The sequence below is a fragment of the Paraburkholderia sp. C35 genome (assembly GCF_003121405.1).
In the GTDB taxonomy this organism is placed as follows: Bacteria; Pseudomonadota; Gammaproteobacteria; order Burkholderiales; family Burkholderiaceae; genus Paraburkholderia.
Genome location: NZ_QBUY01000139.1, coordinates 1 through 18,560, shown reverse-complemented (window position 1 = coordinate 18,560; position 18,560 = coordinate 1). Strand labels below are relative to the sequence as shown.

Below are 18,560 nucleotides of genomic sequence, written 5' to 3'. Positions count from 1 at the left end.
GTTAGCCCGCTTTCTTTTGCCTACTTTTCTTTGCGGCGGCAAAGAAAAGTAGGTGCTGCCCCGCACAGGGGCGACGCGTGAAGTGGTACATCAAACCGCGGATGCCAGCGACAAGCAAAACCAAACCAACCCGCCAGCGCCGCAGCCAAAAACCTAAGCCGCCGCAGGCGCATTAGGCGTCCGCGCATTGCGCAAATACAGCATCGTAGAAAGCGCCACAGCCGCAGCAGCTGCCACAGCAGCAAACAAAAACACCGACCCGTATCCAAACTCACCGGCGATATACCCGGCCAGCGGCCCCGTAATCCCCAGCGAGAGATCGAGGAAAACGGAATACGCCGACAAAGCCGCGCCACGGCTAGCCGGAGGCACAAGCCCCACAGCCTCGACGCCCAGCGCCGGAAACACAAGCGCAAATCCGAAGCCAGTCAACGCAGCACCAGCAAGAGCAATATGCGGCTCCGGCGCGAGCCACAGCAACAACAACCCAACGCATTCAAACGAGAACGACGCGATCGCAACCCGAAACCCGCCATACGTCTTGATCGTGTTTGCAAACAGCAGCCGCGCCCCAATAAACAGCGTGCCAAACACGGTCAACGACAGCGCCGCATTCGGCCAATGATTGGCCGCATAGAACAGCGTGATAAACGTCGCAATCGATCCAAATCCGGCGGAGCCAAGCGCCAACCCGATGCCATGCGGCAACACGCGCGTAAAAACACTCCGATACGACATGCGCTCGCCATGCACGACAGGCACAGGCGCAATCAGCCGGGCCAGATAGAACCCAAGCGCCGCAAGCGCAATTACCACCACGCCAAGCGCAAAAAAGCCAACGCTATGCGAAATCGCGACGCCCAGCGGCGCACCAATTGCCAGCGCGCCATACGTGGCGATGCCATTCCACGAGATCACGCGCGCGTTGTTCGTCGTACCGACGCGCCCAATGCCCCACAGGATCGCGCCCGTGCCGCACAGGCTTTCGCCAAAACCCAGCACCAGCCGGCTCAACACCAGCAGCGTCAGGCTCAAGGTCGGCCAGCGGCCCAGCAACACAGCCAGCAGCAACAGCACGCCGCTCACGCCGCAGCCAATCAGACCGATCGTCACCGTTTTCTTCGGGCCGAGCGTATCGGCGGAACGGCCCGCCAGCGGGCGCGATGCAAGCGTCGCAAAATACTGGACGCTGATCGCCAGACCGGCGATCACGGCGCTGTAGCCAAGATCGTCGTGAACATAACCCGGCAGCACGGCAAGCGGAATGCCGATCGTCAGGTAGCAAAGGAACGTGAAAAAAACGACCGGAATGATCTGCAAAGTGGTCGCAAATTCGCTGCGCGGTGTAGCGGAGTCGGCGGACATGGGGAAAACGAGACTTGAATTTGGCGGGGAGCCATGATTTTCCCATGGAACCGATCCCCTTGCAGGGTTTGCTTAATAATTTTCTTGCTGAAAAAACGTGCAGATCGGCCCGTTTGATGGCTTTCCATCAATTATTTGCGCGTGTCCAGGCGCGGTTTGCCCCGATCGATTCAAACGGTTGTGTCCAAAAAGCATCATATTTTCGGAAAATACGTAAAAACGGACACGTCACCATAAGCCAGCGGCGCCGCGGTCATCTCAATTTATCGCTCCAGCTGTATGTCCCCCATGTGATCGAGCCTATGGGTTGCGAATATTGATGATGCTAATTTTCGAATCGTCAGCAACACCGTCCGCCTGCCCCACGCGGACGCGAATAACCGAAACGAGCACGAGACATGAGCCAGCCGATCCGCTTCTACCATCGCAACGCGATCCGTGAGATCACCGACGCGCCCGTCACCCGCACTGTTCTTCAGTATCTGCGCGAAGACGCGCGCTGCACCGGCACCAAGGAAGGCTGCGCGGAAGGCGATTGCGGCGCGTGCACCGTCGTGATCGGCGAGCGCAACGACAAGGGCGGCGTCAGCTTCAAGGCCGTCAACGCATGCATCCAGTTTCTGCCGACCCTCGACGGCAAGGCGCTTTTCACCGTCGAAGACCTGCGCCAGCCTGACGGCAGCCTGCATCCCGTGCAGGAAGCGATGGTCGAGTGTCACGGCTCGCAGTGCGGTTTCTGTACGCCGGGCTTCGTCATGTCGATGTGGTCGATGTACGAGAAGCACGGCCACGAACACGCTTGCGCCAACAAGACGGTGCCGAACCGCACCGATATCTCCAACGCGCTGACGGGCAATCTGTGCCGCTGCACCGGCTATCGCCCGATCATCGAAGCGGCCGAACGCATGTTCGAGTTGCCCGCGCCGAAAGCACCCGTCGATGTAAAAGCGCTCGCCGAGAAGCTCGCGAAGCTCGAACGCGGCGAAACCTTCCACTACGAATCGAGCGGCCAGAAGTTCGACGCGCCGCGCACCGTCGCCGCGCTCGCGCAGATCAAGGCCGACGCGCCGAACACGCGCATTCTCGCCGGCAGCACCGACATCGGCCTGTGGGTCACGAAGATGATGCGCGACCTCGGCCATATCGTGTACGTCGGCCAGATCGCGGAAATGCAGAAGATCAACGTGACGGAAGACTGGATCGAGATCGGCGCGGGCGTGACCGTCGAGCGCGCTTATGCCGAACTGGCGAAGCAGTATCCCGAACTTACCGAAATGTGGCAGCGCTTCGCGTCGCTGCCGATCCGCAATGCCGGCACGATCGGCGGCAATGTCGCGAACGGTTCGCCCATCGGCGATTCGATGCCGGGCCTGATCGCGCTCGGCGCGCGCGTCGTGCTGCGCGGCAAGGATGTCGAACGCGAATTGGCGCTCGAGGACCTGTACCTTGCGTATCAGAAGAAGGATATGGCCGAGCACGAGTTTGTCGTCGGGCTGAAGGTGCCGGCGCGCAACGAGGCGCGCAAGCACTTCCACTTCCGCACGTACAAGATTTCGAAGCGCTTCGACTCGGATATTTCCGCCGTGTGCGCCGCGTTCTCGTTCATCGCCGATGGCGAAGCGATCCGCGAACCGCGCATCGCGTTCGGCGGCATGGCCGCGACGCCGAAGCGCGCGTCGCACGCCGAAGCCGCGATTGCCGATAACGACTGGCACGAAGCGACCGCGCAGATCGCGATGCTCGCGCTCGCCAAAGACTATCAGCCGCTCAGCGACATGCGCGCAACCAGCGACTATCGTCTCGAAGCCGCGAAGAATACGTTGTACCGCTTCTGGCTCGAAACGCGCCCGAACAATCCGCTGCAAAAGAGCGCGCTCGATGTGCGCGCGGTATTGGCAGCAGGCGCGACGGCTTAAAGCAAAAAAGGAAACGGAGAACCCACAGAATGAACCAGCAAGCCGAACCGTTCCTGAAGGACGCCAAAGAACTCGCCGAATTCACGCAAGTTCACATCTCGCGTCCGCATGAATCCGCGCATCTGCATGTGAGCGGCCGCGCGACCTATACCGACGACATTCCGGAACTCGCGGGCACGCTGCACGCGGCGCTCGGCACGTCGCCGAAAGCGCACGCGAAGATCGTGTCGATGAATTTCGACAAGGTGCGCGCGACGCCTGGCGTGGTCGCCGTCTTCACGGCAGGCGATATTCCCGGCCACAACGACATCGGGCCGATCGTGAAGGGCGACGATCCCGTGCTCGCCGATGGCCTCGTGCAATACGTCGGCCAGGCGATGTTCATCGTCGTTGCGACCTCGCACGATGCGGCGCGCCTCGGCGCACGCCGCGCGGACATCGAGTTCGAAGAACTGCCTGCCGTGCTGACGGCGCAGCAGGCGCGCGCCGCGAAGCAAAGCGTGATTCCGCCGCTGAAGCTCGCGCGCGGCGACGCCGCCGCGAAGCTGCAACACGCGACGCATCGCGAAGCCGGCGAAATGCTGCTCGGCGGACAGGAGCAGTTCTATCTGGAAGGGCAGATTTCGTACGCGGTGCCGAAGGACGACGACGGCATGCACGTCTACTGCTCGACGCAGCACCCGACGGAAATGCAGCATCTCGTCTCGCACATGCTCGGCGTGCATTCGCACAACGTGCTGGTCGAATGCCGGCGCATGGGCGGCGGATTCGGCGGCAAGGAATCGCAATCGAGCATCTTCGCGTGCTGCGCGGCGCTCGCCGCATGGAAGCTGTTGTGCCCGGTGAAGTTGCGTCCGGACCGCGACGACGACATGATGATCACGGGCAAGCGCCACGATTTCCACTACACGTACGACGTCGGTTACGACGACGAAGGTCTGATCGAAGGCGTGTCAGTCGATATGACGTCGCGCTGCGGCTATTCCGCCGATCTGTCCGGCCCGGTGATGACACGTGCCGTGTGCCACTTCGACAATGCGTACTTCCTGTCGGATGTCGCGATCGACGGGTTCTGCGGCAAGACGAATACGCAGTCGAACACGGCATTTCGTGGCTTCGGCGGGCCGCAGGGCGCGTTTGCGATCGAGTACATCATGGACGACATCGCGCGTTCGATCGGCAAGGATTCGCTCGACGTGCGCCGCCGCAATCTGTACGGCAAGACCGAGCGTAACCAGACGCCGTATGGACAGATCGTCGAAGACAACGTGATTCACGAACTGATCGACGAACTCGAAGCGACCAGCGATTACCGCAAGCGCCGCGAGGAAGTGCTGGAATTCAATCGCAACAACGACGTGCTGAAGAAGGGCCTCGCGCTGACGCCGTGCAAGTTCGGCATCGCGTTCAACGTGACGCACTTCAACCAGGCGGGCGCGCTGGTCCACATCTATACCGATGGCTCGGTGCTCGTGAATCACGGCGGCACGGAAATGGGCCAAGGTTTGAACACCAAGGTCGCGCAAGTCGTCGCGCATGAACTCGGCGTTAGCTTCAACCGCGTGCGCGTGACGGCGACGGATACGTCGAAGGTGGCGAATACGTCGGCGACGGCGGCATCGACGGGTTCGGACCTGAACGGCAAGGCCGCGCAGGATGCCGCGCGCCAGTTGCGCGAGCGTCTCGCGTTGTTTGCCGCCGAGAAGTTCGGCGGCGGTGAAGTGACGGCATCGCACGTGCGTTTTGCGGGCGACAGCGTGGTGGTCGGCGATGCCGTCGTGCCGTTCGACGAAGTCATCGCGAAGGCTTACCTTGCACGCGTGCAATTGTGGTCCGACGGCTTCTACGCGACGCCCAAGCTCTACTGGGATCAGGCGAAGCTGCAGGGCCGGCCGTTCTTCTACTACTCGTATGGCGCGGCCGTGTCGGAAGTGGTGCTCGACACGCTGACGGGCGAAATGCGCGTGCTGCGCGCCGATGCGCTGCATGACGTGGGCGCGTCGCTGAATCCGGCTATCGACGTGGGTCAGGTGGTTGGCGGCTTCATTCAGGGCATGGGCTGGCTGACGACGGAAGAACTGTGGGGGAACGCGGGCGGCAAGCTGATGACGCACGCGCCGTCCACGTACAAGATTCCGACCGTCAACGACACGCCGCCTGATTTCCGCGTGCGTCTCTTCAAGAATCGCAACGCCGAGGACAGCATCCACCGTTCGAAGGCAACGGGCGAGCCGCCGCTGCTGCTGCCGTTCTCGGTGTTCTTCGCGATCCGCGATGCGGTTGCTGCTGTCGGCGATTACAAGGTGAATCCGCCGCTGAACGCGCCTGCGACCAGCGAGGAGATTCTCAAGGCGATTCGCGCGGTGCGCGCTTCACGTCCGGCTGGACAATAACTTCAGAAGAGGGCGCTCGCCATGATGCACGTTCCGTCTTTCGCTGATCTGCCTATCCAGATTGGCCGCCGCAGCGGTCACGCGACGAAGCTGCCGCCGCCGATGCACATCGTGCTGTTCGGCGCGGGTCACGTTGGGCACGCGTTGATCGCGTTGCTTGGCCGGCTGCCGTGCGTGGTGCAATGGGTCGACGAGCGCGATGAACTGTTTCCCGATGAAGTGCCCGCGAACGTGCAGATCGAAGCGACGGATACGCCGGATGCCATCGTCGATGATGCCCCCGGGGGCGCGTATTTTCTCGTGATGACGCATAACCACGCGCTGGATTTTTCGCTCACCGAGCGCATCATGCGGCGGCGCGACTTTACCTACTTCGGCATGATCGGGTCGAAGACGAAGCGCGTGAAGTTCGAGCGGCGCTTGCTCGATCGCGGTGTAGATCCGCAGCGTCTGTTCGAGATGACTTGTCCGATCGGCGTGCCGGGTATCATCGACAAGGCGCCTTCATCGATTGCGATTGCGGTGTGCGCGGAGTTGCTGCAGGTGAGATCGCAGCAGGTTTCGCTGACGGATTTTATGTTGGGACAGGACGCGGATTGTGTGACCGCCTGATTCACTGACCGATTCCTCCAACGGGCGCAGCGGGTTCACTCGCGGCGTCCGTTTTTTTATCGCTAGCGATAAGCATCGTCTCGCACAGGATAACGATTTCCGCGCCGGCTGACGGCTCGATCACAAACAAGAGAAGTTCACGTTGCGAAAGCGCCTCTTCAATTGCCGCGATTTTTTGATCAGTCAAAGAGGCTTGATAGTCGTGCTGGCTGCACGCCCAGCGGACATGGTCTCTTGTGGCATCAATTGAAAAATGGTGATCTGTCGACAGCAGTACGCGCGACACGACGTTCTGCAACCCAAAGTCGCTCACCCGAAGTGCTAATACTCCTGAAAACAGTAGCCCGGCTTCGCCGTCCACAAGTGCGAAATCAATCCGTGCGACTCTGTCCGCTCGCGCATAGGACAAGCCGACGACCTCAGCGTCGTGATAGCGACCTGTCGATAACATGCGCGAACTAGATGGAGCGTTGGGTTTTAAAGCGTGATTTTGCTGCCCTTGCCGTCGGTGATCTCAAGATATTCGCGAAGCTCGGGGTATTGCGTTGCAAACCAGAGTAGCGCGGCTCCGCCGAAGCGGCGCGCGAATTCGTCGCTGATCGGGTTGCTTGCTCCTATCTCGTGTTCCATCTCCAGATTCATCCGAACATCCTTGAAAACGCGGGCATCCACGAATCCGGTTTTGATCGTCGCGGTATCGGGATCGTAATAGGAAACAAAATATTCGGTCATCAGTAGCCCCTGCATGCCTGGTAGTCCTGGAACGCTCGTTGTTTGCACGCGAGATAAGTGCGCGCGTCACTGCCGTACATTTTGCTCAACGCGCTGCAATATGTCATCCGTACCTCGTACAAGGCATCGCACTCGGCCTCGTCAGATGCGCTTAGCCCTCGTGCAGCGAGATCAACAATGCCGCGATCATCGGGTTGCTCGGAAAGGTATTGGAATGACTGGGCGTCTAGTGGCAATGCGGTTGAATCTACGCAGTAGGATTCGGCTTCTCCTGTCGGATCGGCAACGTATCCCGACAAATCGGGCAACCCATATCTGCTCACCCACCCAGCCCGAGCAAAGATTGGCAGCGTACCGAGTGGATCAGCTTGCACGGCCGCATGCATGAACTCCACATTGATAACGTCATGCATGGCGCGTATGTCGGCGAGTGTCGGGCCATCGGCATTCATCGCATCAAGTTGAGCGCTATAGCGTTGAGCGAGCGACACATCGAGGACGTGGCTGTAGTGATCGGCGCCCCAGAAGCTTGATCGAGGTTCCTCATCCCCGCGAACGGGGCCGGAGTTGTGCGCCAGTTCCTGCGGAATAACGTAGACCGAGCCGCCGCGCACCATCGTCTGCAGCATCTCGATTACATCGAGGTTAGAGCCTGACACGGCTAGGCGCGCGTGCCAATGAAAGCTCATGCCAAGGAACTGGCGGACGCGCCCAACAAGGCCCGCATCTTTCGCCCAGATCTCAGCGCCTGCTCCGCCTGTGAACTTCTTTCCAGCTTCGACCAGCCGGCGCAGTTCGTCTTCCGAAGCGAACTGCCTGAGCGACGCGTCGTCGCGTCGATTCATGTTGTAACGATGCCAGGCATCGCTTTTGAGTTCTGTCGCCATGCACCACCGTCCGCCGTTGAGCAGGTGGCACATCGTAGCGAATCATCGACGGACTGCTGGGTCAAATTTTGTCAAGATCAGGCTGGCGCCTGATTCACTAACCGATTCCTCCAACGGGCGCAGCGGGTTCACTCGCGGCGTCCGTTTTTTTATCCGCCTTCGATCCCTTCGCCGTCGCCCGTGGCCGACGCGCTTTCGTCGCCACCAGCATCTCCGACACCTGCGCCATCAGCCCACGCAGCCACGCGATATCGCTTGGCCGGTCCGGTTGCGGATGCCACATCTGATAGCACTTGATGCGCGGAAACGGAATCGGCACATCGACAACCGCTAACGGCAGCATCTCGGCGTAATGCAGCGCGAAGCGGCGCGTGGTCGTGAAGATCAGATCCGATTGCAGCAGCACCTGCGGCACGAGTCCAAAGTATGGCAACGTCGCCACGATGCGGCGCGCCGCGTGCGCGCGCGCAAAACCCGTGTCGATCGCGCCGCCGCGCGCGCCGCTGTAATGCGCGGGTGCAAGATGCGGCGCGGCGAGATAGGCGTCGCGCGTGAGCGGCCGGTTCGCCAGCGGATGATCGGCGCGCATCATGCACACGACGGTATCCGAGAACAGGTCGCTGCGCTCGAAGCGCGGGTCCGGCTTCGGCCAGTTGCCGATCACGAGATCGAGTTCGCCCGCTTCGAGCGCGGACGCGTGATCGAACAGCGGCCCAAGCGATTCGATCTCCAGACGCGCGTGCGGCGCTGCCTCGCGGAACTGCGCGATCACCGTCGGCATGAAGAAGTCGTTCAGATAGTCGGGCGCGGCGACGCGGAATGTTCGACGCGAGCGCGCCGGGTCGAAGTCGCCGTGCGGCGTCGCGACGAAATCGACGTCGCGCAACACCTTCTGCGCAGCCGCGAGCAGCGATTCGCCGTACTCCGTCGGCACCATGCCCGACTTGCCACGTACGAGAATCGGATCGTTCAGCGTTTCGCGCAGCTTGCGCAGCGCGGTGCTGATGGCAGGCTGCGTCTGGTTGAGCCGCAACGCCGTCTGCGTGACGCTGCGCTCGACCAGCAGCGTGCGCAGCACGCGCACGAGCCAGATATCGAGTGAGGCGGCGTCGTTTTCGTCCATGAATCGGCGGGGCGGGGAAGGCCCGTTGAAGGCTTGCGAATGCTTGTGTGTGTCAGATCCTGTCGCGCGCGTGCGGTATCTGCGCCGCAATGGCTGACGCCTCGCCGCACGCGCGCGAAGCTATCACCTTAGGCTGTTTTACCCTGTGCCGGCCATAGCAGGCGCCCTATGCCGGGCATCACGGCATGCGCCCCGGCCTCGGCTCAGGCGTTCGATCAAGCCTTCGCCATGCCTGACGGCAGCGTCGTGATCCGCTTCACTTCCTTCGAATCGAGCCAGTTCGGCGTGCGCGCGCAATAGAGCACCATCGGCAGCGCGTCTTCGCCCCAGAACAGCTGTTTGTTCAGCCAGAAAGTCGGCACGCCGAACACGCCGATCGCGATGGCGTCGGTGCAATTGCGGATCTGTTGGGCGCGCGTCGCCTCGCGTGCGATCAGTTCCTCGCCGTCCGATACGTTCAGCTTTTCGCACAGCGCGGCGAAACCTTCTTCCGTGGATGGGTCGCGTCCCTCGCGCCAGATGAAGCGAAAAATCTCCCGTACCGTGTGCAGGTCGGAGCCGAGCGCGATGGAGAGCAGCATCGGTTTGGTCGAATCGAACGGATGCGACGGCGGCATGCGGAACGGGATGCCGAGTTGCTCCGCGCGAAACAGCGCGTACCGGTACGTGAAGATGCGTTTTGCGGGCACGTCGTACGCAACGCGCTGACCCCAGTGGCGATACAGCTGGTTCAGCATGACGGGCGTCAGGACGAACGGCAGTTCAGGCCACTTGTCGTGCTGTTCGAGCAGCAGATACGAAAACGGTGAGACAAAGTCGTAAAACCACAGTGGCTGCGTGGCGTCGATGCCATCGGTCATGATGTCTCCCGGTTGCCGGAAACGGCGGGCCGCCGGCGATGCCGCGCTCCCAGCCGTCTGGATTGTTTCGATCTTACGCGGAGCACGCGCCGTGCGCATCATTTGACGAAATGGCGTTGGGGCGGCGGCTCGACGCGGACGGGCGGCGCGGGTTTAGCGCGGTGCGGCAGCCAGAGCAGTCGCTGCCCCGGCTTATCCTGGTCTGATCTGGCGACTCGTTAACCGCGCTCGCCGTCGCCGTGCCGTTCCTGAGCTTCCAGGCCGTCATGCATTGCGGCCCGCGCTTCGGCCCGGCTAACGGCATCCGGGTCGCCAGCCGGCGAGTCCGATGCGCCGGGCGCGCCGCCCGTGGCGCCCGCATCGCGCGCAGCAGCCGCTTCCGAATCGCGCGTCAGACGTGCCCGCACGAAGCCGATATGCTCGCGCAGCACATAGAACTGGTCCGCATACGCGAGCGGCATTTTCAGTCCGTTGACGGATTCCTCGATCTTGTCGAGCCGCACGATCAGCGCGTCGCGCTCGGCCGCCGACGTTTCGCTGAGCGCCTCGCGCTCGATCGCGATCAGCGCGCCGTACCAGCGATAAATGCGCGACTTCACACGCCACGCATACAGCGACGGCACGAGCCGCAGCCCCGGAATCAGCACCACGATGATCGGCACCAGCACGACCAGCAGCCGGTCCGCGAGGCTCGCGAGCCAGAACGGCAGCATGCGGTAGAGGAAGCTCTTGCCCGACTTGTAGTAGCGCGCGGCGTCGTCGCTGATCGGGAAATCCTGCGCGAGCGGCGCGGGGAATTCGCCCGCTTTCTGCAGCGCCGTCGCCTTGCCGTGCACTTCGCGCGCGGCTTCGATCAGCAGATCCGACAGCGCGGGATGCAGCGAGTCGCGAGCGACCAGTTCGGCTGTCGGCGCGACCATGTGCAGCGCAGTCGATGGCAGGTTCTTGCCGAGATCGAACGAACCCATCGGCATTTCGAGCTGCGTCAGATACGGGAAGCGCTTGGCGTACGCGCCCGCCTGCGTGAAGTCGTAGAACTGCACGCCCGGCGTGCGGTAGAGCTTGCCCATCACGGGCGGCTGCGCGGAGTCGCCCGTCAGGATGGCGGCGTCGATCTTGCCTTCCGTCAGCGCTTTGGCGGCCTCGTCGCCCGATAGCGGCAGCAGCCGGGTCGGACCGTCGGGCGTGATGCCGTTCGCTTTCAGCAGTTGCAGCGCGAGCTCGCGCGTGCCGCTGCCCTCGGCGCCGATCGCGACGCGCTTGCCCTTGAACTCCGACAGCAGCGTGACCATCGGCCCGCGATAGAAGATCGCCACAGGCACATAGGCGACGCTGCCGAGCGACATCAGGTCATCGCCTGCCTTCGACGGCGCAATGCCGTCCTGCACGAAGCCGACGTCGACATTCGCGTGCGGATCGGTCAGGCGCCGGTAGTTGTCGAGCGAACCTTCCGTCTCCAGCACGTTCAGCGTGATGCGGTTGCGCGCGAGGATGTCCTTGTACTTCTGGGCAGCCACCCAGAACGTGCTGCCTGTCGGGCCCGCCGCCATGGTCAGGGTGTTGGGCGGAGCGGGCTGGATCAGCCGCACGGCGATGTAGATAGCGATCGCGCTGATGATCAGGATGGGCCCGAACGATACGGCGAGATCGCGCCAGGAGATCGCCACGAATCGGGCGACGAGGCGGGGCGGTGGTTTGCGGCCAGAAGAGTCAGCGGGGCGTTCCGGGCGACGTCCGTCGGAAGGCTTCATGGGAATGCGTATGCGGTCGGAGGAATTCGCGCCGATGGTACAGGAGATTGATGGGCCGGCGGCGTGCGCAGCGGCCTCGCAGGGCCGCAAAGGCGTAACAAAAAGTGTCCTGGGACGGCGGGCTGCCGTCGATGGCACGTCGGGACGCGGGCAGGGCACGTCCGGCACGCCCGTGCCGTTTTGCTCCGGGCGGAAACGCGCTGCAACATCAAACCGTGCAAAACACGCGATATCCTTTGCAGAACTTGCGCGGCTAGATTACATTGGCAACGCTGCTGCGCATCGAGGTTGACGCGGCGCGACCCGGCCAGACTGAAGAGACCAGGGCGCGCTGCCAGCCGTGCGGCAGACGGCCGGCGTCATGCTCCGCTACGCGCGCTGCATCGCGCCGGCCGTGACCACTTCCAACGCCTCTCTCTCGCAGACCGTGACAACGCTCCTGGCTCGCCATTGCCTCGTTGCGCCTTCGTGCGCGCGCGCAGTCGGGCCGACTGTCGTCGTAACCAAGCCGCTAGTCAAACGCGGTCCAAACCAAAGCAAAAAGGAGAAGGTATGAAATCGGTCGATTTTCTGAAGGCACTGGGTGGTGTTGTTGCAATGGTCGTCGCATGCCACACGTATGCCCAGGCAAGCGACTCCGCGCCGGCCGGCACGATGTCGGCGGCACCCGCTGCCAACTCGAAGGCCGCCAAATCGGAAAACCGCGCGCTCGGCAAGAAGGTGCGTTCGGCTCTCGCGAAGACGCAAGGCCTCGACGTGTCGAGCATCGCCGTCCGCGCACGTGGCGGCGCAGTCACGCTGACGGGCACGGCCCCGGACAACGACCAGATCCAGAAGGCTGGCGAAGTCGCGAAGGGCGTGGCCGGCGTGACGTCGGTGTCGAACAAGATCAACGTCCAGCAGCAGTAAGCGGCGCGGGCCGCGCCGGCGCACAGCGGACCACGGTCCGGCTCGCGCGGGCAGCGGCCAACGCACCGCCGGACGCACGGCACGCTGCAGGTTGCGGCGTGCTTACCGGTCAGAATGACAAGCGGGTTCCCGTTTTCGGCGGGAGCCCGTTTTGTTTTTGGGCGGCGCTCCGTTGCACGCGCATCGAGCAGAGGCATCGAAGCGTTGCATGCAACGCGGATGGGCGCCCCAGTCTTCCATGAAGCGCGACTCGCCCAGCACCGTCTCTTTGCGTAGACATCGTTCCCACCGATGCTGCGAGCCGCGCGCAGCGGACCTTTTCAGCCGTTTTTCAGCGATTTCAGTCAGTTGAGCCGTGCTGCACGTGCCTAAGATCGTCTCCGGATCAAGACGGCGTGTGCCGCTGCCACGCACACGCGATTACCCGCCAACGCCCGCCGCCCGAGGCGTGCGGCAGCAGTGTCAGGGGACGCCGGAAACCGGCGTGAAACTTGCGTTTCAGCACCCGCCGCTGCGCCCGCCCGATGTCCGGCCATTGGCCGACGAACGAGTCAGGTGCGCTGCGGCATCGACAACAAGACAATGGAGACGGTAATGACAGGGAATCTGTTGCTCAGACGTGCTGCCACTGCCTGTGGCTTCGCCACGACCTCGATCCTGCTCGCCGCATGTGGCCACGGCGACGATCACCACAACCCGACTGCCAACGCGCTGCCTTCGTTCGTGGTGTCCAGCAGCGTCAAAACCACGTCCTACGATGGCAACAGCGACGATCTGCTCACCGGCGGTCTCGGCAAGACGGGCCTCGGCCGCGCGACGGCGCCGACCTTCGCGAACGCATCCAGTCCGACTGCCGCCGAATTGCGCCGACTCGCGATCTGGTCGAACTACCGCGCGCTGGTCGACATGTCGGCCAATGGTGGCTATGGCCGCTTCTGGGGGCCCAACGTCGATCTGAACGGCAACGACACGCTCGGCGAAGGCAAGATCGCCGGCACCGAATATCTCGCCTATGCCGACGACGGCAGCGGCAAGCAGAACGTCACGCTGATGGTCCAGGTGCCGGCCACCTTCGATCCGAACAATCCCTGCATCGTCACGGCGACCTCGTCGGGTTCGCGCGGCGTGTACGGCGCGATTTCGGCGGCGGGCGAGTGGGGCCTCAAGCGCGGCTGCGCGGTCGCCTACACCGACAAGGGCAGCGGCAACGGCGCCGAAGAACTGCAGACGGGCACGGTCACGCTGATCGACGGCACACTGTCGACGGCTGTAGCAGCGGGCACGTCGAGTCTCTTCACGGCGAGCGTGTCGTCCGCAGATCTGGCAACGTTCAACACGAACTTCCCGAACCGCTACGCGTTCAAGCACGCGCACTCGCAGCAGAACCCCGAGCAGGACTGGGGCAAGGACACGCTCGAAGCCGTCCAGTTCGCGTACTGGGCAGTTAACCAGCAGTTCGCGCCGACCATCAATAACAACGCACAGCAGCATGGCGTGCGCTACAGCGCAGGCAGCATTACGACGATTGCGGCGTCTGTCAGCAATGGCGGCGGCGCGTCGCTGGCGGCAGCCGAGCAGGACACGCAAGGATGGATCACGGCCGTCGTGGTCGGCGAGCCGCAGATCAATCTGAACATGGCATCGACGGCGAAGGTGTTCGAAGGCGGCACGCAGATTCCCGCCGCCGGCGCGCCGCTCGCCGATTACATGACCTACGCGAACATGCTGATGCCGTGCGCGGCGAATGCGACGGCGGCAACGGGCGCGCCATACCTGACGGCACTGCCGCTCGCGACCACGCAGGCAATCCGCGCGGCGCGCTGTGCGTCGCTGGCGGCGGGCGGCTTCGTGAGCGGTGCGGACGCAACCAGTCAGGCCAACGACGCGCTCGCGAGACTGCACGCCGCCGGCTACGAAGCCGACTCCGACCTGCTGCATGCGCCGATGTGGGATTCGCAGGCGGTGCCTGCCGTCGCCGTGACCTATGCGGACGCGTACACGAAGTCGAGCGTGACCGACAACCTGTGCAACTTCAGCTTCGGCACGACCAACGCGACGACGGGCGCAGCGGGCGTGACGCCCACCGTCTCGCCGATGCTGTCCATCTTCGGGCTCGGCAACGGCGTGCCGCCGACCAACGGCATCAATCTCGTCTACAACGCCGCGCCCGCAGGCGGCGCGGATCACCGGCTGGCCACGGCCGACGCCAGCTACACGGGCGCCGCCTGTATCCGCGCCCTCTGGACGGCAGGCGACGCCCGCATGCAGCAGAACGTCAACGCGATCCGCGTGAACGCGAACCTGCACGGCAAGCCCGCCATCATCGTGCAAGGGCGCAGCGATGCACTCGTGCCCGTGAACCACGCATCGCGCGCGTATCTGGCGATGAACAGCATCACGGAAGGCTCGAAGAGCCAACTGTCGTTCTATGAAGTGATGAATGGCCAGCACTTCGATGCGTTCCTGAGCGTGGCCGGTTTCGATACCCACTTCATCCCAGTGCACTACTACAACATCCAGGCGCTGAACCTGATGTGGAATCACCTGAAGGGCGGCGCGGCGTTGCCGCCTTCGCAAGTGATCCGCACGGTGGCGCGCGGCGGCACGGCGGGCGCGGCGCCCGCGCTGACGACGGCCAATCTGCCCGCCATTTCGATGAACCCCGGTGCGAACGCAATTCAGGTCGCAGCGGGAACGGTGAACGTGCCGCAGTGACGACGCACATCACGCGGCCGGCGTGAGACGACAAATACGGCCAGCCGCGTGACACGCACATGACAGAAAGCGGGGCAATTGCGCCATCGGGGTGACGACTTGGTTCGAAGTGAGCGCCACCCCTCGCCCAAACGCGACGGACGTTCGTTCATGTGCGCCGTGACACACTGTTTACCCGTCGGGTGCAGTACTGTGAAGCTATCGATGCTTTATGGAGCGACGGCCATGGACGCGATCCGCTTTACCTACACCGATCTTCCCATTGGCGAACGCGCGGCGTTCGAACTGGTCTGCGCGCGGCACGGCTTCGCGCCCGCGCACTTCGACATCAGCATGAGCGACGATCCCGACGATGTGTCGCATCGTTCGCGTCTTCTGACGATCCGGCGCGGCGGCTGGGCGCAGTCGTATCACGAGGACACGGCGGGCCACTGGGTTCGCCAGTTCGAGACGGATCTGAACTGCCGCTTCTTCAAGTAATCAGACGACGCTGCGCGGCCCGAGCGCGCGCCCGCGCGCCGTCAGGCCAGCACGAGGCGCACGCCGACGAGCGTCAGCGTGGCGGCGAGGATATTGCGCAGCAGGGTTTCAGGCGCCTTCGACGACAGGAAACTGCCGATCACGATGCCCGGCAGCGAGCCGACCAGCAGCGACAGCAGCATCGACCAGTCGATCGAACCGAGCAGCCAGTGTCCCGCGCCCGCCAGCAGCGTGAGCGGCACGGCGTGCGCAATATCAGAGCCGACGATGCGCGTGGTCGGCAGCATCGGATAAAGGAGCAGCAGCACCGTCACGCCGATTGCACCCGCGCCGACGGACGTCAGCGACACCAGCACGCCGAGGATCGCACCCGTCAGCATCGTGAGCGCCAGCGTGCTCCCCTGGCCCGTGCCGCGTGTGCGCGCAGCCGCGAAAGCCGTCAGCTGCGGGCGGAATATCAGCGCGATGGCGGTGATCAGCAGCGCCACGCCCAGCACGACGGAGATCAGATGTCCGCCGCGCGTCGAATTCATCCCATAGCGGTGCAACAGGATCAGCGTCACGGTGGCGGCGGGTACGCTGCCGGCGGCCAGACGCAAGGTGACCTGCCAGTCGATCGAGCCTTTTACCCCGTGCACGAGCGTGCCCGTCGCCTTGGTCGCGGCGGCGTACAGCAGATCGGTGCCGACGGCGGTGGCGGGATGGACGTTGAAGAGCAGCACGAGGATCGGCGTCATCAGCGAGCCGCCGCCGACGCCCGTCATCCCGACCAGAAAGCCGACGAACAGACCCGACGCGGAATACAGGAGATCGATGTGGGGAAGTGCCATTGCGCGGACCGCGGACGGTCGTAAAGGGTTGCGGGCAAGCTTGCCGGGACTGCGGGCGCCTAGCCTGCCTGTGGGCGGTCGCCGTCAGGCGGACCCGCCTGACGGCGCAGCGGCGAAAGACCGCTATTGTCGCAAAACCGGCGCGCTCGCGTACGAAAGCGCGCAGAAGCCGGCGCGGACGAGGCGATAGTCATTCCGACAACCGGCTTACAATAAACGTTTCGCGCCGTCGCGGGTACTGGATGGCGCGCTCATGCACTCCTGCGCTTCCGCGTCTTTCCCACCTGCAGACCGATAAAAATGAATCCCGGCGGCGCCTACGCATTGCTCGCGTTCACCCTATGGGGAATGTTTCCCGTCTACTTCAAGTCGCTGCATCAGATTTCGCCCGTCGAGATGCTCGCGCACCGGATGGTGTGGTCGATGCTGTTTCTGTTCATCGTGCTGAGCGTGCGGCAGCAATGGCGCTGGCTTGCGCCCGTGCTGCGCGACCGTCGTCTGCTCGGGCGCTTTGCGGCCAGCGCGCTGCTGCTGTCGACGAACTGGGGCATCTATATCTGGGCTGTGAACGCGGGGCATATCGTCGAGGCGAGCCTGGGTTACTTCATCAATCCGCTGATCAACGTGCTGTTCGGTCTGGCGTTTCTCGGCGAGCGGCTGCGGCGCGTGCAGTGGCTGTCCGTCGCGATTGCCGGGTGCGGCGTGCTGTATCTCACGTGGGAAAACGGCAGTCCGCCGTGGATCAGTCTGGCGCTCGCGTTCAGCTTTGCGGGCTATGGGTTGTTGCGCAAGACGGCGCAGCTTGGCGCGCTGGAAGGCTTGACGCTCGAAACGGTGCTGCTCTTTCCCGTGGCCGTGCTGTATCTGTTTTTCGCGTCGTCGCACGGCGAGAGCGGGTTCGGCGCGGCGTCGTTCGGGGTGAAGGTGCTGCTGGCGCTGGCCGGGCCGATCACGGCAGTGCCGCTGCTGCTGTTTGCGGCGGGCGCGCGCCGCATTCCGCTGTCGATGCTGGGTCTGATCCAGTATGTGACGCCATCGCTGCAGCTGATCATTGGTGTGCTGATTTACCGTGAGCCTTTTGGGCAGGCGCAACTGATCGGCTACGGAGCAATCTGGATCGCGCTCGCCGTGTATTCGCTGGATGGCTTGTGGCGAGCGCGGTTTGCGCGTGCGTGATGTCTGCCTGCGCTGATCAGAGCGCGCGCTTCACTTCGGCGATGCCGAACACGGCGAGCGCGAAGCCGGCGATGCGGTCGATGATCACGCGCAGCTTGTGGCCGATTGCATGACGCGCGAGCGACACGGCAGTCACGAGCACGCACCACCACGCGATGGAGCCGCAGAACACGCCGAATACCGTGGTGAGCGCGATGCTCGACGAGAATGGGCCGCGCGGCGCGAGTGTCGTGAAGAGGGCGGCGAACATGATCACCGTTTGCGGATTCGTCAGGGTGAGAAGCAGGGCGCTGCTGAGGGCTTTTAACGCATTGGCGTGGCTGATGTTTGCCAGTTTGCCTTCGTTGTTGTTGCCGTTGTCGGCGGGGACTTTTTGCAGCATCGTGCGGATGCCGAGATAGAGCAGGAAGAGTCCTGCGATGATGTGGAGCGGCTTGTCGTAGGCGAGCATGAAGTGCGAGACGCTTACGAGGCCGAGTGCGGCTACCAGGCCGTAGATGGCGTCGCCGCTTGCAATGCCCAGGCCGATTGCGAGGCCCGCGCGTGGGCCGTCTGTTAGTGTTCTGCGGATGCAGAGCATGCCCATCGGGCCGACGGGTGCGGCGACTGCGAGGCCTACGCCTGCGGCGGTCAGGAAGAGACTTGTGGTGGACATGGTGGCTCCTTGGTTTTGGTTTTGCTTTCGCTTTTACTTTCGCTTTCGCCGGCATCCGCGTTGTGTCGTCGTATTTTACGCGTCGCCCCTGTGCGGGGCAGCACCTACTTTTCTTTGCCGCGGCAAAGAAAAGTAGGCAAAAGAAAGCCGCTGAAC

General features: G+C 63.3%; 17 protein-coding genes. 8 read left to right on the top strand and 9 right to left on the bottom strand.

Going from position 1 to position 18,560, the window contains the following annotated elements; translation table 11 throughout:
• Window positions 1-153 precede the first annotated feature (153 nt).
• Window positions 154-1,365, bottom strand: a complete 1,212-nt coding sequence (locus DK391_RS40250) for an MFS transporter (RefSeq protein WP_109483572.1) — start codon at window positions 1,363-1,365, stop codon at window positions 154-156.
• A gap of 44 nt (window positions 1,366-1,409) precedes the next feature.
• On the opposite strand from DK391_RS40250, the gene DK391_RS44690 reads away from it, so the two are divergent.
• The 4 genes from DK391_RS44690 (at window position 1,410) to xdhC (ending at window position 6,286) form a co-directional block, all read left to right on the top strand.
• Window positions 1,410-1,685, top strand: a complete 276-nt coding sequence (locus tag DK391_RS44690) for a hypothetical protein (RefSeq protein WP_162601046.1) — start codon at window positions 1,410-1,412, stop codon at window positions 1,683-1,685.
• Window positions 1,686-1,763: 78 nt separating this feature from the next.
• Window positions 1,764-3,281 (top strand): xanthine dehydrogenase small subunit, encoded by a 1,518-nt coding sequence (xdhA, locus tag DK391_RS40245; RefSeq protein ID WP_109483571.1) that lies wholly within the window; start codon window positions 1,764-1,766, stop codon window positions 3,279-3,281.
• Between the two features lie 29 nt (window positions 3,282-3,310).
• Window positions 3,311-5,674, top strand: a complete 2,364-nt coding sequence (gene xdhB, locus DK391_RS40240) for a xanthine dehydrogenase molybdopterin binding subunit (RefSeq protein ID WP_109483570.1) — start codon at window positions 3,311-3,313, stop codon at window positions 5,672-5,674.
• Between the two features lie 21 nt (window positions 5,675-5,695).
• Entirely contained in the window at window positions 5,696-6,286 is a 591-nt protein-coding gene (xdhC, locus tag DK391_RS40235) for a xanthine dehydrogenase accessory protein XdhC (protein WP_109483569.1), read from the top strand.
• A gap of 1 nt (window position 6,287) precedes the next feature.
• Here xdhC and DK391_RS40230 read toward each other — a convergent pair whose 3' ends face one another.
• From DK391_RS40230 to DK391_RS40205, 6 genes are all read right to left on the bottom strand, one after another.
• Window positions 6,288-6,737 (bottom strand): hypothetical protein, encoded by a 450-nt coding sequence (locus DK391_RS40230; RefSeq protein WP_109483568.1) that lies wholly within the window; start codon window positions 6,735-6,737, stop codon window positions 6,288-6,290.
• A gap of 26 nt (window positions 6,738-6,763) precedes the next feature.
• Window positions 6,764-7,018, bottom strand: a complete 255-nt coding sequence (locus DK391_RS40225) for a hypothetical protein (RefSeq protein ID WP_109483567.1) — start codon at window positions 7,016-7,018, stop codon at window positions 6,764-6,766.
• The gene (locus DK391_RS40220) at window positions 7,018-7,905 is read right to left on the bottom strand and encodes a hypothetical protein (RefSeq protein WP_109483566.1); all 888 of its coding nucleotides are present in this window, start codon (window positions 7,903-7,905) and stop codon (window positions 7,018-7,020) included. Before DK391_RS40220 ends, DK391_RS40225 begins: the two co-directional genes overlap by 1 nt.
• Window positions 7,906-8,002: 97 nt before the next feature.
• On the bottom strand, window positions 8,003-9,028 hold the full coding sequence (locus DK391_RS40215; RefSeq protein ID WP_109483565.1) for a LysR substrate-binding domain-containing protein: 1,026 nt from the start codon (window positions 9,026-9,028) through the stop codon (window positions 8,003-8,005).
• 215 nt (window positions 9,029-9,243) lie between these two features.
• Window positions 9,244-9,888 (bottom strand): 2-hydroxychromene-2-carboxylate isomerase, encoded by a 645-nt coding sequence (locus tag DK391_RS40210; RefSeq protein ID WP_109483574.1) that lies wholly within the window; start codon window positions 9,886-9,888, stop codon window positions 9,244-9,246.
• Window positions 9,889-10,106: 218 nt separating this feature from the next.
• The gene (locus DK391_RS40205) at window positions 10,107-11,639 is read right to left on the bottom strand and encodes a TAXI family TRAP transporter solute-binding subunit (protein WP_109483564.1); all 1,533 of its coding nucleotides are present in this window, start codon (window positions 11,637-11,639) and stop codon (window positions 10,107-10,109) included.
• A 552-nt stretch (window positions 11,640-12,191) separates the two neighbouring features.
• Here DK391_RS40205 and DK391_RS40200 point away from each other — a divergent pair.
• The 3 genes from DK391_RS40200 to DK391_RS40190 all read left to right on the top strand — a co-directional run bounded on the left by DK391_RS40200 (window position 12,192) and on the right by DK391_RS40190 (window position 15,743).
• Window positions 12,192-12,548, top strand: a complete 357-nt coding sequence (locus DK391_RS40200) for a BON domain-containing protein (RefSeq protein WP_109483563.1) — start codon at window positions 12,192-12,194, stop codon at window positions 12,546-12,548.
• A gap of 594 nt (window positions 12,549-13,142) precedes the next feature.
• On the top strand, window positions 13,143-15,263 hold the full coding sequence (locus tag DK391_RS40195; RefSeq protein WP_239483088.1) for a D-(-)-3-hydroxybutyrate oligomer hydrolase: 2,121 nt from the start codon (window positions 13,143-13,145) through the stop codon (window positions 15,261-15,263).
• A gap of 225 nt (window positions 15,264-15,488) precedes the next feature.
• Window positions 15,489-15,743 carry a hypothetical protein gene (locus DK391_RS40190; RefSeq protein WP_109483562.1) on the top strand — a complete coding sequence of 85 codons (255 nt, stop codon included), beginning with the start codon at window positions 15,489-15,491 and terminating at the stop codon, window positions 15,741-15,743.
• Window positions 15,744-15,784: 41 nt separating this feature from the next.
• Here the strand turns inward: DK391_RS40190 and DK391_RS40185 are convergent, their stop codons facing one another.
• Window positions 15,785-16,573: a sulfite exporter TauE/SafE family protein gene (locus tag DK391_RS40185; protein ID WP_109483561.1), complete on the bottom strand. Its 789-nt coding sequence runs from the start codon at window positions 16,571-16,573 to the stop codon at window positions 15,785-15,787.
• A 300-nt stretch (window positions 16,574-16,873) separates the two neighbouring features.
• Here DK391_RS40185 and rarD point away from each other — a divergent pair, with 300 nt between their 5' ends.
• Entirely contained in the window at window positions 16,874-17,749 is an 876-nt protein-coding gene (gene rarD, locus DK391_RS40180; protein ID WP_109483560.1) for an EamA family transporter RarD, read from the top strand.
• Window positions 17,750-17,765: 16 nt separating this feature from the next.
• Here the strand turns inward: rarD and DK391_RS40175 are convergent, their stop codons facing one another.
• Entirely contained in the window at window positions 17,766-18,404 is a 639-nt protein-coding gene (locus tag DK391_RS40175; RefSeq protein ID WP_109483559.1) for a LysE family transporter, read from the bottom strand.
• Window positions 18,405-18,560: the final 156 nt, after the last annotated feature.

What these genes read in the sequence shown, in the direction of transcription:
- DK391_RS40175 (WP_109483559.1), bottom strand. Translation starts at nt 18,404, where the DNA reads ATGTCCACCACAAGTCTCTTCCTGACCGCCGCAGGCGTAGGCCTCGCA.
- xdhB (WP_109483570.1), top strand. Translation starts at nt 3,311, where the DNA reads ATGAACCAGCAAGCCGAACCGTTCCTGAAGGACGCCAAAGAACTCGCC.
- xdhC (WP_109483569.1), top strand. Translation starts at nt 5,696, where the DNA reads ATGATGCACGTTCCGTCTTTCGCTGATCTGCCTATCCAGATTGGCCGC.
- DK391_RS40190 (WP_109483562.1), top strand. Translation starts at nt 15,489, where the DNA reads ATGGACGCGATCCGCTTTACCTACACCGATCTTCCCATTGGCGAACGC.
- DK391_RS40220 (WP_109483566.1), bottom strand. Translation starts at nt 7,905, where the DNA reads ATGGCGACAGAACTCAAAAGCGATGCCTGGCATCGTTACAACATGAAT.
- DK391_RS40250 (WP_109483572.1), bottom strand. Translation starts at nt 1,365, where the DNA reads ATGTCCGCCGACTCCGCTACACCGCGCAGCGAATTTGCGACCACTTTG.
- DK391_RS40210 (WP_109483574.1), bottom strand. Translation starts at nt 9,888, where the DNA reads ATGACCGATGGCATCGACGCCACGCAGCCACTGTGGTTTTACGACTTT.
- DK391_RS40215 (WP_109483565.1), bottom strand. Translation starts at nt 9,028, where the DNA reads ATGGACGAAAACGACGCCGCCTCACTCGATATCTGGCTCGTGCGCGTG.
- DK391_RS40185 (WP_109483561.1), bottom strand. Translation starts at nt 16,573, where the DNA reads ATGGCACTTCCCCACATCGATCTCCTGTATTCCGCGTCGGGTCTGTTC.
- DK391_RS44690 (WP_162601046.1), top strand. Translation starts at nt 1,410, where the DNA reads ATGGAACCGATCCCCTTGCAGGGTTTGCTTAATAATTTTCTTGCTGAA.
- DK391_RS40205 (WP_109483564.1), bottom strand. Translation starts at nt 11,639, where the DNA reads ATGAAGCCTTCCGACGGACGTCGCCCGGAACGCCCCGCTGACTCTTCT.
- xdhA (WP_109483571.1), top strand. Translation starts at nt 1,764, where the DNA reads ATGAGCCAGCCGATCCGCTTCTACCATCGCAACGCGATCCGTGAGATC.
- DK391_RS40230 (WP_109483568.1), bottom strand. Translation starts at nt 6,737, where the DNA reads ATGTTATCGACAGGTCGCTATCACGACGCTGAGGTCGTCGGCTTGTCC.
- DK391_RS40200 (WP_109483563.1), top strand. Translation starts at nt 12,192, where the DNA reads ATGAAATCGGTCGATTTTCTGAAGGCACTGGGTGGTGTTGTTGCAATG.
- DK391_RS40225 (WP_109483567.1), bottom strand. Translation starts at nt 7,018, where the DNA reads ATGACCGAATATTTTGTTTCCTATTACGATCCCGATACCGCGACGATC.
- rarD (WP_109483560.1), top strand. Translation starts at nt 16,874, where the DNA reads ATGAATCCCGGCGGCGCCTACGCATTGCTCGCGTTCACCCTATGGGGA.
- DK391_RS40195 (WP_239483088.1), top strand. Translation starts at nt 13,143, where the DNA reads ATGACAGGGAATCTGTTGCTCAGACGTGCTGCCACTGCCTGTGGCTTC.